Source organism: Dolichospermum sp. UHCC 0260, from assembly GCF_009711985.1.
Taxonomy (GTDB): Bacteria; Cyanobacteriota; Cyanobacteriia; order Cyanobacteriales; family Nostocaceae; genus Dolichospermum; species Dolichospermum lemmermannii.
The window spans coordinates 74,007-86,982 of the sequence record NZ_VIKZ01000002.1; the positions used below are offsets into that span (position 1 = coordinate 74,007).

Sequence of the window (12,976 nt, forward strand, 5' to 3'; positions counted from 1 at the left end):
TTGCTACACCCAAATAATGATTTTTGAATTCAACCTGTGGTGTAATTAAAAGAGGAGAACGATTAAATGGCAATTAATTTACAACAAGCAATAGATATTGGTAAGTATTTAGTTACACAACGGTTATTAGGACGGAAACGCTTTCCCCTGGTCTTGATGTTAGAACCGCTGTTTCGGTGTAATTTAGCTTGTACTGGTTGCGGTAAAATCCAGCATCCTGTAGAAATACTCAAGCAAAATCTTACCCCAGAACAGTGTTTTACGGCAGCGGAAGAATGTGGCGCACCAGTGGTTTCTATTCCCGGTGGAGAACCTTTACTACATCCCCAAATAGGTGAAATTGTTGAGGGTTTAATTAAACGCAAGAAATATATTTACTTGTGTACTAATGGTTTATTACTAGAAAAGAGTCTTGATAAGTTTAAGCCTTCTCCTTATCTAACTTTTAGTGTCCATTTAGATGGAATGCGGGAATGGCATGATAAATGTGTAGACAGAAAAGGCGTTTTTGATACTGCTATTCAAGCGATTCGCGCGGCTAAAGCTAAGGGTTTTCGTGTCGCTACCAACACAACCATTTTTGAAGGTTGCGATATCCAAGAAATGCAGGGATTCTTCGATTTTCTGGAAACATTGGGTACTGACGGGATGATGATTTCTCCTGGTTACAGTTACGAATGGGCTCCAGATCAAGATCATTTTCTGCAAAAAGAACAAACCCGCGCATTATTTAGAGAAATTCTCTCACCTTACACATCTGGAAAGAAGAATTGGAACTTCAATCACAACCCTCTATTCTTAGATTTTCTCATTGGTGAGAAGGATTATGAATGTACTCCTTGGGGTAGCCCTAGTTACAGTGTTCTCGGTTGGCAAAAACCTTGTTATTTGTTGAATGAAGGTTACTATGCAACCTTTCAGGAGTTGTTGGATAAGACTGATTGGAGTCAATATGGCGGTGCTAGTGGTAATCCTAAATGTACTGATTGTATGGTGCATTGTGGTTATGAACCGACAGCAGCAATGGACGCAATGCAGCCGAAAAATATTGCCCGTTCTCTAACTACTGTGTTTGGGAAGTAATAGTCTGAAAATTGTCTGAATCAGGATGCTCAGGATTTGAGGATTTACAGGATTAAATACAGCATTTTCCGGCATTAATCTTCTAATCCAGTAAATCCTGATTCTGATGATGAAAACTTTCTGAATTATTTACACACCCACCGGAACTTTAGTTGCTGCTGGTTGTTTTTTACCATCTGGTTCTACTGCTTCTCCTTCAATAAATGAACGTAACATCCAAGCCATTTCTTCATGTTTTTCCATCAACTCAGTTAAAAAGTCAGCAGAACCTTGATCATGAAATTCTTGACTACACTGATCTATATGATTTCTTAAATTGCGAATAATCTGCTCATGATCTTCCACCAATTGAGTTACCATCTTGGTTGCTGTAGGAATTTTATCGCTATGTTCTTTGAGGGTTGCAAGACTTAAAAATCCTGCCATTGTACCTGTTGGATAACAGCCCAAAGTCCGAATCCTTTCAGCTATTTTATCAATATTTATTGTCAGTTTTTGATAGTGTTCTTCCCAAAGTTTATGCAAGGTACGAAACTGAGGCCCGACAACATCCCAATGATACTTTTTTGTTTTTACTAGCAATACATTGGCATCTGCTAAATCTTGATTTAACAAATTCATCACACCGTGACGCTGTTGTTCTGTTAAACCAATGTTTATTTTATGTATGGTCATTATTATGAACTCCGATTACTACGTAAACACCTTACATATTCTCAAAATACAGACATGATCCACATCAATCAAAGGTAAGATTAATGTTCAGTTACTTTTATATATTTAGGAATATGCTGATTATTTTCTTTTGTAATCAAGCCAAGGCTGAAAATCATCCATATTCCTAAATTCTCACGATAGCTTGCATCTTTTTTCTTTACTAACATTGCTTGTGGGTCTTCCTGATGCTAAAACATAAAATACACTACACTTTAATCAGGTGATTAAGATGACATAATCTACACCTCAAAGAGTTGTCCGTCGTGGTCGAGTATTTCCCGAAATTCAGTGATTTACTGAGTTTTTAGCGATGAATGGTGAAGATAGGGTAAGTTTAGAGTTAATTTAATTAAGATTTTTTATTAATAAAAAGGTGGATTGCGGGTTATATCTAGAAACTATCCGTTTTTAGTATAGCTAACAATGGTTATTTCAGCTAATACCTAAATTCTTGGCAATTTGCTATTATTAAAAATAACTAGCTACAATGTAATTTATGTGTACTAGTATTACGCTGTTCTTTAGGAAACTCACAATATGCAGGATATAAATTTAGGACCATTAGGGGAAACGGAATTCACAAAATTGTGTCTTCAGGTTGACTTAACAATTCAGAAATCTCAAATGGATAGAACAGGATGGGATTTCCTTGTAGAGTTTCCGTGGAAGCCGGATAATCTTTCTCCTCAAGATATTCTTCCAGCACCATTAGAGTGCAAAATTCAAGTTAAATCAACGAATGAGCAAAGGAAGAGAGAATCAATCACTCTATCTAATTTACATAGACTTATTAAGGCAAAAATACCAGCCTTTTATTGCTTTATTGAATTTGATGGAAAACCTGAACCGCAAGCTATTTATTTAGTTCATGTCGGAAAGGAGATAATCGAGAAAACTTTAAAGAGAATTAGAGAGCTAGAAAATAAAGAGAATGGATATCAGCTAAATAAGCACACGCTTGATATAACTTATGGAGATGCTGATCGTTTGGTAGATATAACTGGACAGAGTTTAAAACATGAAATTGAGAAACATATTCCAGAGGGTATGGAAAAGTATATTGAGAATAAAAATCAGCTATTAAAAACTCTAGGATTTGAAAATGGTAGATATGAGGGTACTTTCACTCTAGCTAGTGATGATCCTATTAGAGATATTTTAGATTTGTCTTTAGGAATTTGCAAAGAACTTGATATAGATAACTCAATTATTCATGATAAAAGATTTGGAATTTTGTCTAAAACTCCTTACATAGAGCGCGATGGAGGAATTTTATCCCTTAAGGTCAAACCACTAGAAGCAGAATTAAAATTCAAAGAGTATAAATTCTCTCCGGGTATATCCTTTCCTGCGAACTTATATATCTCTCCCTTTAATGAATTCATTCCAGAAGAACGTATAAAAATTAGAGTAGAATCTAGGTTTTTTGAATTTATTATTGAATCAAATCAAAACATAAACTTTTCGATTCGCTCTTACGCTGAAGGTAGTTCCCTGAAGGAATTAAAAAACTTTCTTCAGGTTATGACTATACTTGAAAAATCATCCAGTCCCATTATAGTAGAAATGAAGTCTGAGATTCCAACTTCATACCCTATTTTAAGTTTTAGTTTAGAAGATTTGCCTCAGTCGTTATTTGATCCAAGCATTTTTAATGATCCAGCATATAACTGGAGTAAAGTTCATGAGCTTGCAGAAATGGCTATAGAAATATGTAGAAAAATGGATATTCCAGAGAATGAAGTGCTGATCAATATTGAAGAATTGATAAGAAGTTTTAGGACATCTGGTAATATCCAATTACTCTATCAAGCACTGTCTGGAAATGTTGAATCAGTAAATCTTCTCTTTTCAGTTGAACCACCAGGGTATCAACAGGGTGCTAAGGCGGCAATTATTTTTTTTGTAACTTTCTATATTGGAAATTATATTATTGGTTGTTGTTTAGCACTTATTGGCTCTCTATCTATACTGGGTGAACAACCTAGTTTGACTGGTGAGAAGTTTCTTCGGGGAAGGCAGTTCATAGGAACTGATAAAACTATTCTTATTAAAGAAAAAGAATCAATTGATCTAGGTTTGAATGAGTTAAAAGAAGAGTTACAAAATGAAGAATTAGCATTTATTCATATAAAGTCATAAGGATAAAGAAGTAGGCAAAATTAATGCCCAGAAAAATTCGGGAGTTAAAAGCTGAGATAAACTTTGATCAATCTAGTGGAAAAAGCAGATGCGGCTAAGAGTCGTAATCTTTTAGAATTAGTAGAAAGAATGCTGGTTTACAAATTTTCATCCTATAGCCGTCAGGAGTTAGAAGCAATGTTTGGATTAACAGAATGGCAGCAAACCCGATTTTATCAAGAAATTGAGGAAGAAACGAAGTTAAAAACAGAGTTAGAAACTAAGTTAAAAACGATTCCTAGACTGTTAAATGAGGGGCTAACTGTAGAACAAATTGCTCGGATATTTGAGTTAGATATCGAAGTAGTGAAAACTTGCAATCAAACAGCAAAGTAGTAAATAGACATTTGATGAATAAATCTAGGGGCGATTCAGCTTGATTAGCTATCGCCCACAGTATTATAGTAAAACCCTAACCTTTCACAGGTGTACCGCAGGGATAAGTCGCTGCTTTTTCCTGACTACCCTCACTTACAGGCTTGTCTTTAGCTGTTAAATAATCTTTTTGCAAAGTATCTAATAAAGCTTCACGTCCATCATACAGCCGCTTCAGGGGACGAGGTGAACATTGATTCAAGACATAAGCTGTTACCAAAGGCAAAGCAATTGTACTATCGGTATAACAAACAATGGCACTCGGTAACTCATCGGGGTCAATTTTCCCCCAACTCACAGCTTCAGCCGGAGTCGCACCCGATAAACCACCGGTATCAGGACGGGCATCAGTAAACTGAATAAAGAAGTCATGTCCCCGTTCTTCCAATCCTAAAACCTCGTGAAGTTGCGGTTGTGTTTGTAATAAAAAGTTCTTGGGACTACCACCACCAATAATTACCGCTGCACTTGTACCGTCGTTTTCTCGCGCCCCATAGACGATAGCTGCGGTTTCATTGACATCAATGGACGGATCTATTACCAGCTTTGAACCCTCTAAAGCCAAAGCAGCCACATTCATCCCGATGGAACTATCCCCAGGAGAAGAAGTATAAATAGGTACGCCACACTCATAAGCTGTCGCCAATAAGCAGGAATTTTTGACACCCAATTGCTTTTCTATTTCCCACACGCACTTACCCAGTAAATGATGAAATTCCGCTGTTCCCATGCGTTTTTGGAAAGGTTCAGCTTGGAGAACTTTGCGAATAAAAGCGTCCGTTTCTAGCAGTACATCGTAACCAAAAATAATGTCATAAATTCTGATTGTCCCTTCTTCCCGCAATTTGACATCATCTAAAAAGGGACTACCCGCAAATAGTTCAAAACCCAAACCATAGTGCATATCATGGTAAAGATTCGCACCTGTGCAAATCATCCAGTCAATAAAACCATTACGAATTAGGGGCGCAAGGGCGGAAACGCCAAAACCGGCTGGTGTCATCGCCCCAGATAGGCTAACTCCCACAGTCACACCCTCTTGAAACACTTCCTTAGTTAGCAGTTGACAGGCTTCCCGCAACCGGGCTGAGTTGTAAGCAGTAAAATAGGTATCAATCAAGTCAACCACGCTAACATTGTTAGACATGGGAATAGGTGCGATTTTCTTACCTGGCTTTTGTGACATTTTTGGGAAATCCTGAATAGTAAATATGCCGAATATAATGTTATCGTATTCAAATGTACGGAAGTTGCTAAAATGTTATGCAGCTATATAAATTAGCGGCAATGCTGAAGATAATACTTCGGAAGTCATCCAATTTTCTATTTCTATTTGAGCAAATCCAAAGGTATATCTCAACCAATATTTGCTATTATTAAAGACAACTAACTTGTTATTAATTATGGCACAAGCTTTGGTGAATCTTTCTGAAGGAATCACATCCGAACCCGCACCATTGGAATTTACCACTGATGGTGTGATTAGGATAGGCAAAACTCGTGTAACACTCGATACGGTAATTGCTGTTTTTAAACAAGGAACAACACCAGAAGAAATTGCTTACCGTTATCCATCCCTTAAACTTGCTGATGTCTATGCTACCATTGCCTTCTACCTCAATCATCAACAAGAAGTGGAAGTGTATCTACAGCAAAGACAGCAACAAGCACAGGAAATTCGTAAAATAAATGAGGTCAGATTTGACCCCCAAGGGTTGCGTGATAGATTGTTGGCGCGGAAAGCAGAACGGGAAGTATGTTGAAACTGCTTGCTGACGAAAATTTTGATAATACTATTGTCAGGGGATTGTTGCGACGTAACCCAAATATTGATATTGTCAGAGTCCAAGATGTTGGTCTTTTGGGTGAAGATGACCCAACTATCCTAGCATGGGCAGCCAAAGAAGACCGAGTGTTACTTACTCATGATGTCGCTACAATTACAAGCTATGCCTATGAACGGATTACACAAGGTCAGCCCATGCCAGGAGTGATTGAAGTTATTACAGATACACGAATTGGGCAAGTAATAGAAGATATTCTGCTTCTGATAGAGTGCTGTTTAGAGGGAGAATTGGCAGGACAAATTTACTATCTTCCTCTGTAAAAATCGCAATTAATTACCTGTTAACTTAAGTGTGGTGGTTGAAATGTACGTAAATATTAAACATTATAAGTCTAATGAAGGGTCTTCTGGAGAAATAACTGAAAAAGACCTATCTGAAATATTGGATATTCTCAATTCAGAAAAATATATGCAGAGAGAGGCAGCATCACAAGAACTTAATGATTCCGATCTAAAACAAATACAGAGTGAACTTCAGAATGAAGCTGATGAACTATTCTCGCAGGGTAAGATCACTCAATTAGCCAAGTGGAAGTACCCTCAAAACTGTCATTCCCTAACCCGCAAAATGCAAGAGAAGCGAGGATGGACAAGAGTTTTTGGTTATGCTTTTGAAAAAAAGTATTTAGCTGAATCTTCAATAGTATTAAGCTCACATTCTATCACTAGAGATGAATTCGGTAACTTAGTGGAATTAACTTATTTTTTCCCTCCTGATTTATATCACTTCATTGAGCATAAAACTGGTAAATTTGGTATTGACTTGATAGCTATAGATAAACACTTTTGAATCAATCTTATTGTTGATTTTTGAATTTTCAAGGCGATTCCTACGGAGTGCTATCTCTTCAGGACGCGATCACGTTCGCGATCGCTCTTTTCAGTTTACAATAAAGTCATCCCAGAGGATTAATTCAGAAACCGATGCCAACCCTCACAGATATTTCCACTTTGATTGTTAGCACACCAGGCACTTGTGGTGGTCGTCCACGAATTGCTAACACTCGCATTACTGTTCAGTATATTGTCAATGAGATTAAATCTGGGATAACTCCAGAAGAAATTATTGAAGATAAGCCTTTTTTGACCATTGCAGGTATTTATACTGCGTTGGCTTATTATTATGCTAATAAGGAATCACTAGATATTCAATTCGCTCGATATCAAGAAGAATGTCAACGACTTGAAGCAGAATATAAAACAAATTATTAAGATCGCAGCTAACAGAATTTATGTGATTTCTGGTCTATTATAACTAATGAATTTGTCGAAGTAGAAAAATTATACTTCATTCTCTCAATCTTAACAGTTATTTATCAATAGGGTTTATGAAAAGCGACACACCAGAAGAATTACATCCAGATTCAGCAGATCAAGAGATTTCCCGGTTAATTGATGAGGTAATATCAACATCCCAAACTGATGAAAAATACCGTCAAAAAATGCAGCGACGGAAAGAAGTCCAAGATCAACGCATAGCTAAAGCCATACCGGAAAAAGGCTTAATTATCGTCAATACTGGTCATGGTAAGGGTAAAACTACTGCGGCTTTGGGAATGGTTTTGCGATCGCTCGGACATGGACATAAAGTAGCCATAGTTCAATTTATTAAAGGCGCATGGGAACCAGCAGAAAAACGCGCTTTTAGTCATTGGGAAAACCAACTCGAATTTCACGCAATGGGTGAAGGCTTTACATGGGAAACCCAAGATCGGGATCGGGATTTGGATAAAGCTGCTGCGGCTTGGGAAAAATCCCTAGAATTTATCAACAACCCAGATTTTAAATTAGTCCTCTTAGATGAAATTAATATTGCTCTGAAATTGGGTTATTTACAGGTTGAAGAAGTATTAGCAGGTTTAGCCCAAAAACCAGCAGACAAGCACGTAATTCTCACGGGAAGAGGCGCACCGCCGGCATTAATTGAAAGGGCTGATTTAGTCACCGAAATGACATTAATTAAACATCCTTTTAAGGATCAAGGTGTGAAAGCTCAAGCGGGAATTGAGTATTAAAAAAGAAGTATAGGTTACTTATACATACCGTTAGCTTCCTGTTTACACATATTCAACATTTCTCTATCATTAGCACTCAAAGAGCTTATTTGATCATAGTCTTGCAAACTTATTGAGTGAGCATAACTTGTTGATTCATCATCACTAATTTTGGGAATTGTACTTGTTGTAGAAACTTCTATCGCACCAACTTCCCCAGGGGAACTTCTCACTGTCATTGCTAATTCTCCTGACTTAGCCAAAGTTCCTTGAAAACAACTAAATTCAGATTGAGGAACATACAAAGCACCAATAATTTTACTTTGCTGTTTTTGAAAGAGGATGTAACCTTGTCCTAATTGATTTGGTGTAGATGATTGTCCATAAAGATAAGTTCCATCTTGTTTTGGAAATTGGACTTGTCCTTTTTTTCCTAATTCTCTCGTATTTGTAGATAATGCTGTGATATTTTCTGTCAATTTATCAGTAGAGATTTGACGAGAAATATTAACTGGTGATTTTTGAATGCTTTCCTCTTTTATTTCTTGGAGTCGTGATAAAAGAGAAGAATCGGAGTTAATCTGACTTTGATTAATAGGGACTACATAATTAGTAGCTAAGGCTGTTGATGAGAGAAGTTTGTAATGTTGTTGACTAGAATAACTAATACCTAAAACACCAGCCGAAACAATCAGTCCAACGATGGGAAATTTAAATTGGCTAGAAGTCATTAATTTGGAAATATGATTAAGCATCGGATTTTTCCTGTAATAAAGTTAACTATTATTGTTTCCTGGATTCCTGCAATAATAACTAAATACTAATTACCTAAGATTCCCTCAAAAGTTTTATCTATATATTTAATTTAAAATTAAACAAAAACTCCCTATTTATATAATTTTGGGGAATAATCTGAGATTATAATTATTTAGTAACTTTATACTTTACTTCAGAAAATCATCCAGTTGGGGGATGTAAAATTGAGATTGGCGATTTTTATACTTTGTCATTGTCATTGTGTACTTTTGGGAAATATCTAGGGCTTGCTGAATAAACCGAAAACCTAGATAGATTAAGAGTTTCCCGGTTAAAAAAGTGAATTAGGTGCAAGGAATAAGGATTGAAACCATTAAAAACCTATCACTTTCTGAAATTTGAGACTATTCTTCTCTCCTTCTAATTCTTCCTCCTGACTCCTGACTCCTGACTCCTGACTCCTGACTCCTGACTCCTGACTCCTAGCCCTCACGAAAAGACTTTTTCAGCAAGCCCTATCTAATCTATTGAATTTTGGTGTTGACCCATAGATACATACAACTTCTAATTCACAGATTTCGCAAAATAAATTAAAATAAAAAAATTGCCCCCTGTTTTAAAATCAGGAGGCTCATCACCAAGAGGGATGTTTTGAATTACACTGTTGCGTGTTCACATTCCTAGCTGGCAATGTATTCTTTAACATTAGCGCGGCGACGACGTAAATGTGCAAGAGCTTGATGCTCTAATTGACGAACTCGTTCCCGACTGAGGTTCAAACGTTCACCAACTTTCGCTAAAGAGAGTTCATTTCCATCTTCTAAACCAAAGCGTAAGGCTACAACTTGGCGCTGTTGGGGTGTGAGTTCTGCAAGCAGGTTATTCAAGTCGTGACGCAAAAACTCCTGAGTCGTGTAATACTCTGGTGATGGCCCGTCATCTTCCAACATTTCTTGCAATTCGGTATCTTGGTTTTCACCGACGCGCACATCTAAAGAAACTGGTTGACGCGCCATATTCAGATATTCACGAATTTGAGCGGGTTCTAACTCTAGTTCTTTGGCGATTTCTGTAGGTGTGGGTGATCTTCCTAATGTTTGCGCTAATTCCCGTTGAACTTTTTTAATTTTGTTCAGTTTTTCGGTAATATGGATTGGTAGACGGATTGTCCGACCTTGTTGGGCGATCGCTCTGGTAATTGCCTGACGAATCCACCAATAAGCATAGGTTGAGAATTTGTAACCCCGCATGGGATCAAATTTCTCCACACCCCGTTCTAATCCCAAAGTTCCTTCCTGGATTAAATCCAGAAATTCCATATTCCGCTTTTGATATTTTTTCGCAATAGCTACAACCAAGCGCAAATTCGCTTCAATCATTTTTTGCTTGGCTCGCTTACCTTGTACCATCAGATGATTTAGTTCTGTTTCTGATTGATTAACACGGGCAGCCCATTCTGATAAACTAGGTTCATGGTCAATTTCTTTGCGTAAAGCTTCTTTAGCTTCTAGCAGTGCCATCATTTGCTGTACTTGTTTACCGTAGATGATTTCCTGTTCACGGCTTAACAAAGGTACACGGCCAATTTCTCGCAGATAAGTTCTTACCATATCAGCGGTAAATTTGGCATTGACATTCTCTGTATGATTTTTAACTGTAGCCATTGGTGCTTTTATCCTCTACTTTTTAAACATAATCAATATTTTTTTTAACAAAGGCAATTCGTAAGCTGACAATATACATCAATGAACATGGAAAGCTACCATCAAAAATTACACTAATTAAGCCTTTATTAAGATGTTGCTAGTCTAAAAATGTATCTCTTTACCCTCTCTTAATTTTGGAGTTTTAGCAGAAATACATTGGGTTGGTTGCTAGAATTCTTTTTTTAAGTTATCTAGTAGTCGGTTTAAAACCCGGAGTCAGTATGAGTTTACTTTGATTTTATGTTACGACAAACAGAGTCAATAGTAAAGTTCCCAGATGATAAATATTTCAGTAATCAAGGCAAAAAGTTGATCACTATTTTTCTTTAACTTCCAAAAACTGTGTTTATATACTCATGGTGACGCGAAAACTCCCTCTAAAGTTGCTTTCAACTAGCCGGATAACCGAACTTGAGTTACTTGGAAATGGAGGAATGTTACGAAGTTGTTAGTTGTTAGTTGTTAGTTGTTAGTTGTTAGTTATTGATTTAAAACTAGAAACCTAAGTCTGCTTTTGCTAGTTCAGCAGCGGTAAATACTTCCTCGTCTGTTTTTTCTTCCCAAGCGATCGCGCCAATTTCGGCGTAGAATGTGGAATCATAGGGACGAGTCCGCACAACCACTGGCATAGGAACAGCATGACCTAAAATTAAGGCCTGTTGTTTAGAGTCTAACTTAGCTAAGACTGAGCGTAAACCACCCGCACCAGATACACCCGTAAAAATAGCATCAATATCTTTTTCATCATTGAGCAAAGCGGTGATCCGAGTCCCGATCTGGGACATGACTTCATTATCTATGCCTGATGGACGTTGATCAACTACCAAAAGCGTGACAAAATATTTTCGCAGTTCTCTAGCAATAGTTCCAAAAATCGTACTTTGGACAACTCCTGGGTCAAGAAAGCGGTGCGCTTCCTCTATTGTAATCATTAATGGTGTCGGCCGATCTAAAGGATTTTTACTTTGGAGAAATTTATCAGCTTTTTTGACATAATGCTCATGTATCCGTCTGGTGATCATATTTGTCACCAACATATATGAAAGCATATTAGACTGGGAACCAAATTCAATAACTACGTTTTTTCCAGCTTCTAGACATTGGACGATGTTTTTAATATAATTTTGCGGACAAGCACTACGCATATACTTTAAACTATCTAAGCGAAAAAGTTTCCGCTGTAATGCCATAATTGAGCCTTTGTGTCCGCGTTTTTCGTCACAAAACATTTCAATATCTTCGTTACTCATATTTAGTAACTTAATAATCCAAGATTTACCCAACTCTGTAAAGAGGATATTGGCATTATCTAAAGCCGCTTCAGAAAGTCCTAAATCACGATTACACAATTTAATATCTTCAACTTCAACCTGTTCATAGCTGAGATATAGTTCTTGTGCGTCCCGAACACCTCGACGCTTTGTTGAATCTGGATCAAGTGTGTAAACTTCAACTTGTCCGGGAAATAACTGTTTTAAGCCTTTAACAGTGTTGACGTTTTTTCCTTCTGCGACTGCTTCCCAACCATATTCTGAGTGCATATCAAAAATCAAGTTGACAGCAGCATTCTTACGAATTACACCAGCTAAAATCAAGCGCGTCAGGAAAGATTTTCCAGTTCCCGATTTCCCAAAAATCCCGTTACTCCGTTCCACAAAGCGGTTTAAATCAATGCAAACCGGCACATCCATATCTAAGGGTTTACCGATAGAAAAGTTTTTGCGTTGAGGATCATCTTCCCAGCCAAAAACTTTCCGAAAATCCTCTTCCTTGGCTTCGTAAACTTGGCTAAAGTGACTAGGAATAGTTTTAACAGGTAATAATTCCATCGTCGTACTGGTTTGGGGTTGAAAGGATGCTAAACCCGTAGACGATGGTATGAAAGAATTAGGGGATTTACCATTACTAGAAAAGCCAGATGCTGGAGATTCAGGGGTAAACATCAGCATGGGTGCTAGGTTGATCATCCCATAAGTACCGCTACCGGCTAATACTTCGCGCAAGAAACTATCATCCCAATTGGGAGGACTAGCTGTAATGCGGTCATTTGCCATACCCAAGGATACATCTGTTAGCATACAGAAAAAGCGCGATCGCATTCCCTGTACCACGAGAAATTTACCTACCCGCATATCTTCTACAGAGATATCTGGGTGTAATCTGACTTCTAAACCTCCAGTCAGAGAACCTTCAATAACTGAACCTAATGGTAATCCCAAATTCATTTTTGTTCGTTGTTCGTTGTCAGTTGTCAGTTGTCAGTTGTCAGTTGTTAGTTGTCAGTTGTTAGGGAACAGGGAGGACAGAGAAAGAAATTC

General features: G+C 37.5%; 14 protein-coding genes. 8 read left to right on the forward strand and 6 right to left on the reverse strand.

Annotated features, from left to right (window positions below):
- Positions 1-66 precede the first annotated feature (66 nt).
- A complete protein-coding gene (gene hpnH / locus FJR08_RS01240; protein ID WP_168631896.1) occupies positions 67-1,083 on the forward strand; it encodes an adenosyl-hopene transferase HpnH in 1,017 nt (338 codons plus the stop codon).
- A 129-nt stretch (positions 1,084-1,212) separates the two neighbouring features.
- On the opposite strand, the gene FJR08_RS01245 is transcribed toward hpnH, so the two are convergent.
- Both FJR08_RS01245 and FJR08_RS23915 read right to left on the reverse strand, forming a co-directional pair.
- Complete coding sequence (locus FJR08_RS01245; RefSeq protein ID WP_085929769.1) at positions 1,213-1,752, reverse strand: Dps family protein; 540 nt, start codon at positions 1,750-1,752, stop codon at positions 1,213-1,215.
- A gap of 86 nt (positions 1,753-1,838) precedes the next feature.
- Positions 1,839-1,967, reverse strand: a complete 129-nt coding sequence (locus FJR08_RS23915; protein ID WP_256369702.1) for a hypothetical protein — start codon at positions 1,965-1,967, stop codon at positions 1,839-1,841.
- Between the two features lie 370 nt (positions 1,968-2,337).
- Between FJR08_RS23915 and FJR08_RS01250 the strand changes: the two genes are divergently transcribed.
- Positions 2,338-3,942, forward strand: coding sequence for a hypothetical protein (locus FJR08_RS01250; protein WP_168631897.1), 1,605 nt, complete (start codon positions 2,338-2,340; stop codon positions 3,940-3,942).
- A gap of 63 nt (positions 3,943-4,005) precedes the next feature.
- Entirely contained in the window at positions 4,006-4,317 is a 312-nt protein-coding gene (locus FJR08_RS01255) for a DUF2887 domain-containing protein (protein ID WP_168631898.1), read from the forward strand.
- Positions 4,318-4,393: 76 nt separating this feature from the next.
- On the opposite strand, the gene speY is transcribed toward FJR08_RS01255, so the two are convergent.
- Entirely contained in the window at positions 4,394-5,542 is a 1,149-nt protein-coding gene (gene speY / locus FJR08_RS01260; RefSeq protein ID WP_168631899.1) for a deoxyhypusine synthase, read from the reverse strand.
- A 217-nt stretch (positions 5,543-5,759) separates the two neighbouring features.
- On the opposite strand from speY, the gene FJR08_RS01265 reads away from it, so the two are divergent.
- The 5 genes from FJR08_RS01265 (at position 5,760) to cobO (ending at position 8,217) form a co-directional block, all read left to right on the forward strand.
- Positions 5,760-6,119: a DUF433 domain-containing protein gene (locus FJR08_RS01265; RefSeq protein WP_015083337.1), complete on the forward strand. Its 360-nt coding sequence runs from the start codon at positions 5,760-5,762 to the stop codon at positions 6,117-6,119.
- A complete protein-coding gene (locus FJR08_RS01270; RefSeq protein WP_168631900.1) occupies positions 6,113-6,463 on the forward strand; it encodes a DUF5615 family PIN-like protein in 351 nt (116 codons plus the stop codon). The genes FJR08_RS01265 and FJR08_RS01270 overlap by 7 nt, the downstream gene beginning before the upstream one ends.
- Positions 6,464-6,506: 43 nt before the next feature.
- Positions 6,507-6,992: a hypothetical protein gene (locus FJR08_RS01275; protein WP_015083339.1), complete on the forward strand. Its 486-nt coding sequence runs from the start codon at positions 6,507-6,509 to the stop codon at positions 6,990-6,992.
- A 134-nt stretch (positions 6,993-7,126) separates the two neighbouring features.
- On the forward strand, positions 7,127-7,414 hold the full coding sequence (locus FJR08_RS01280) for a DUF433 domain-containing protein (RefSeq protein WP_015083340.1): 288 nt from the start codon (positions 7,127-7,129) through the stop codon (positions 7,412-7,414).
- Positions 7,415-7,530: 116 nt separating this feature from the next.
- Positions 7,531-8,217, forward strand: a complete 687-nt coding sequence (gene cobO / locus FJR08_RS01285; RefSeq protein WP_168631901.1) for a cob(I)yrinic acid a,c-diamide adenosyltransferase — start codon at positions 7,531-7,533, stop codon at positions 8,215-8,217.
- Positions 8,218-8,231: 14 nt separating this feature from the next.
- Here cobO and FJR08_RS01290 read toward each other — a convergent pair whose 3' ends face one another.
- The 3 genes from FJR08_RS01290 to FJR08_RS01300 form a co-directional block, all read right to left on the reverse strand.
- Positions 8,232-8,951, reverse strand: a complete 720-nt coding sequence (locus tag FJR08_RS01290; RefSeq protein WP_168631902.1) for a hypothetical protein — start codon at positions 8,949-8,951, stop codon at positions 8,232-8,234.
- Positions 8,952-9,632: 681 nt separating this feature from the next.
- Entirely contained in the window at positions 9,633-10,616 is a 984-nt protein-coding gene (locus tag FJR08_RS01295) for an RNA polymerase sigma factor, RpoD/SigA family (protein WP_015083343.1), read from the reverse strand.
- Positions 10,617-11,152: 536 nt separating this feature from the next.
- Positions 11,153-12,883 (reverse strand): ATP-binding protein, encoded by a 1,731-nt coding sequence (locus tag FJR08_RS01300; RefSeq protein WP_015083344.1) that lies wholly within the window; start codon positions 12,881-12,883, stop codon positions 11,153-11,155.
- Positions 12,884-12,976 lie beyond the last annotated feature (93 nt).

Excerpts from the sequence above, each read along its gene's own strand:
- hpnH (WP_168631896.1), top strand. The coding sequence starts at position 67 with ATGGCAATTAATTTACAACAAGCAATAGATATTGGTAAGTATTTAGTT.
- FJR08_RS23915 (WP_256369702.1), bottom strand. The coding sequence starts at position 1,967 with ATGTTAGTAAAGAAAAAAGATGCAAGCTATCGTGAGAATTTAGGAATA.
- FJR08_RS01250 (WP_168631897.1), top strand. The coding sequence starts at position 2,338 with ATGCAGGATATAAATTTAGGACCATTAGGGGAAACGGAATTCACAAAA.
- speY (WP_168631899.1), bottom strand. The coding sequence starts at position 5,542 with ATGTCACAAAAGCCAGGTAAGAAAATCGCACCTATTCCCATGTCTAAC.
- FJR08_RS01265 (WP_015083337.1), top strand. The coding sequence starts at position 5,760 with ATGGCACAAGCTTTGGTGAATCTTTCTGAAGGAATCACATCCGAACCC.
- FJR08_RS01270 (WP_168631900.1), top strand. The coding sequence starts at position 6,113 with ATGTTGAAACTGCTTGCTGACGAAAATTTTGATAATACTATTGTCAGG.
- FJR08_RS01275 (WP_015083339.1), top strand. The coding sequence starts at position 6,507 with ATGTACGTAAATATTAAACATTATAAGTCTAATGAAGGGTCTTCTGGA.
- FJR08_RS01280 (WP_015083340.1), top strand. The coding sequence starts at position 7,127 with ATGCCAACCCTCACAGATATTTCCACTTTGATTGTTAGCACACCAGGC.
- cobO (WP_168631901.1), top strand. The coding sequence starts at position 7,531 with ATGAAAAGCGACACACCAGAAGAATTACATCCAGATTCAGCAGATCAA.
- FJR08_RS01290 (WP_168631902.1), bottom strand. The coding sequence starts at position 8,951 with ATGCTTAATCATATTTCCAAATTAATGACTTCTAGCCAATTTAAATTT.
- FJR08_RS01295 (WP_015083343.1), bottom strand. The coding sequence starts at position 10,616 with ATGGCTACAGTTAAAAATCATACAGAGAATGTCAATGCCAAATTTACC.
- FJR08_RS01300 (WP_015083344.1), bottom strand. The coding sequence starts at position 12,883 with ATGAATTTGGGATTACCATTAGGTTCAGTTATTGAAGGTTCTCTGACT.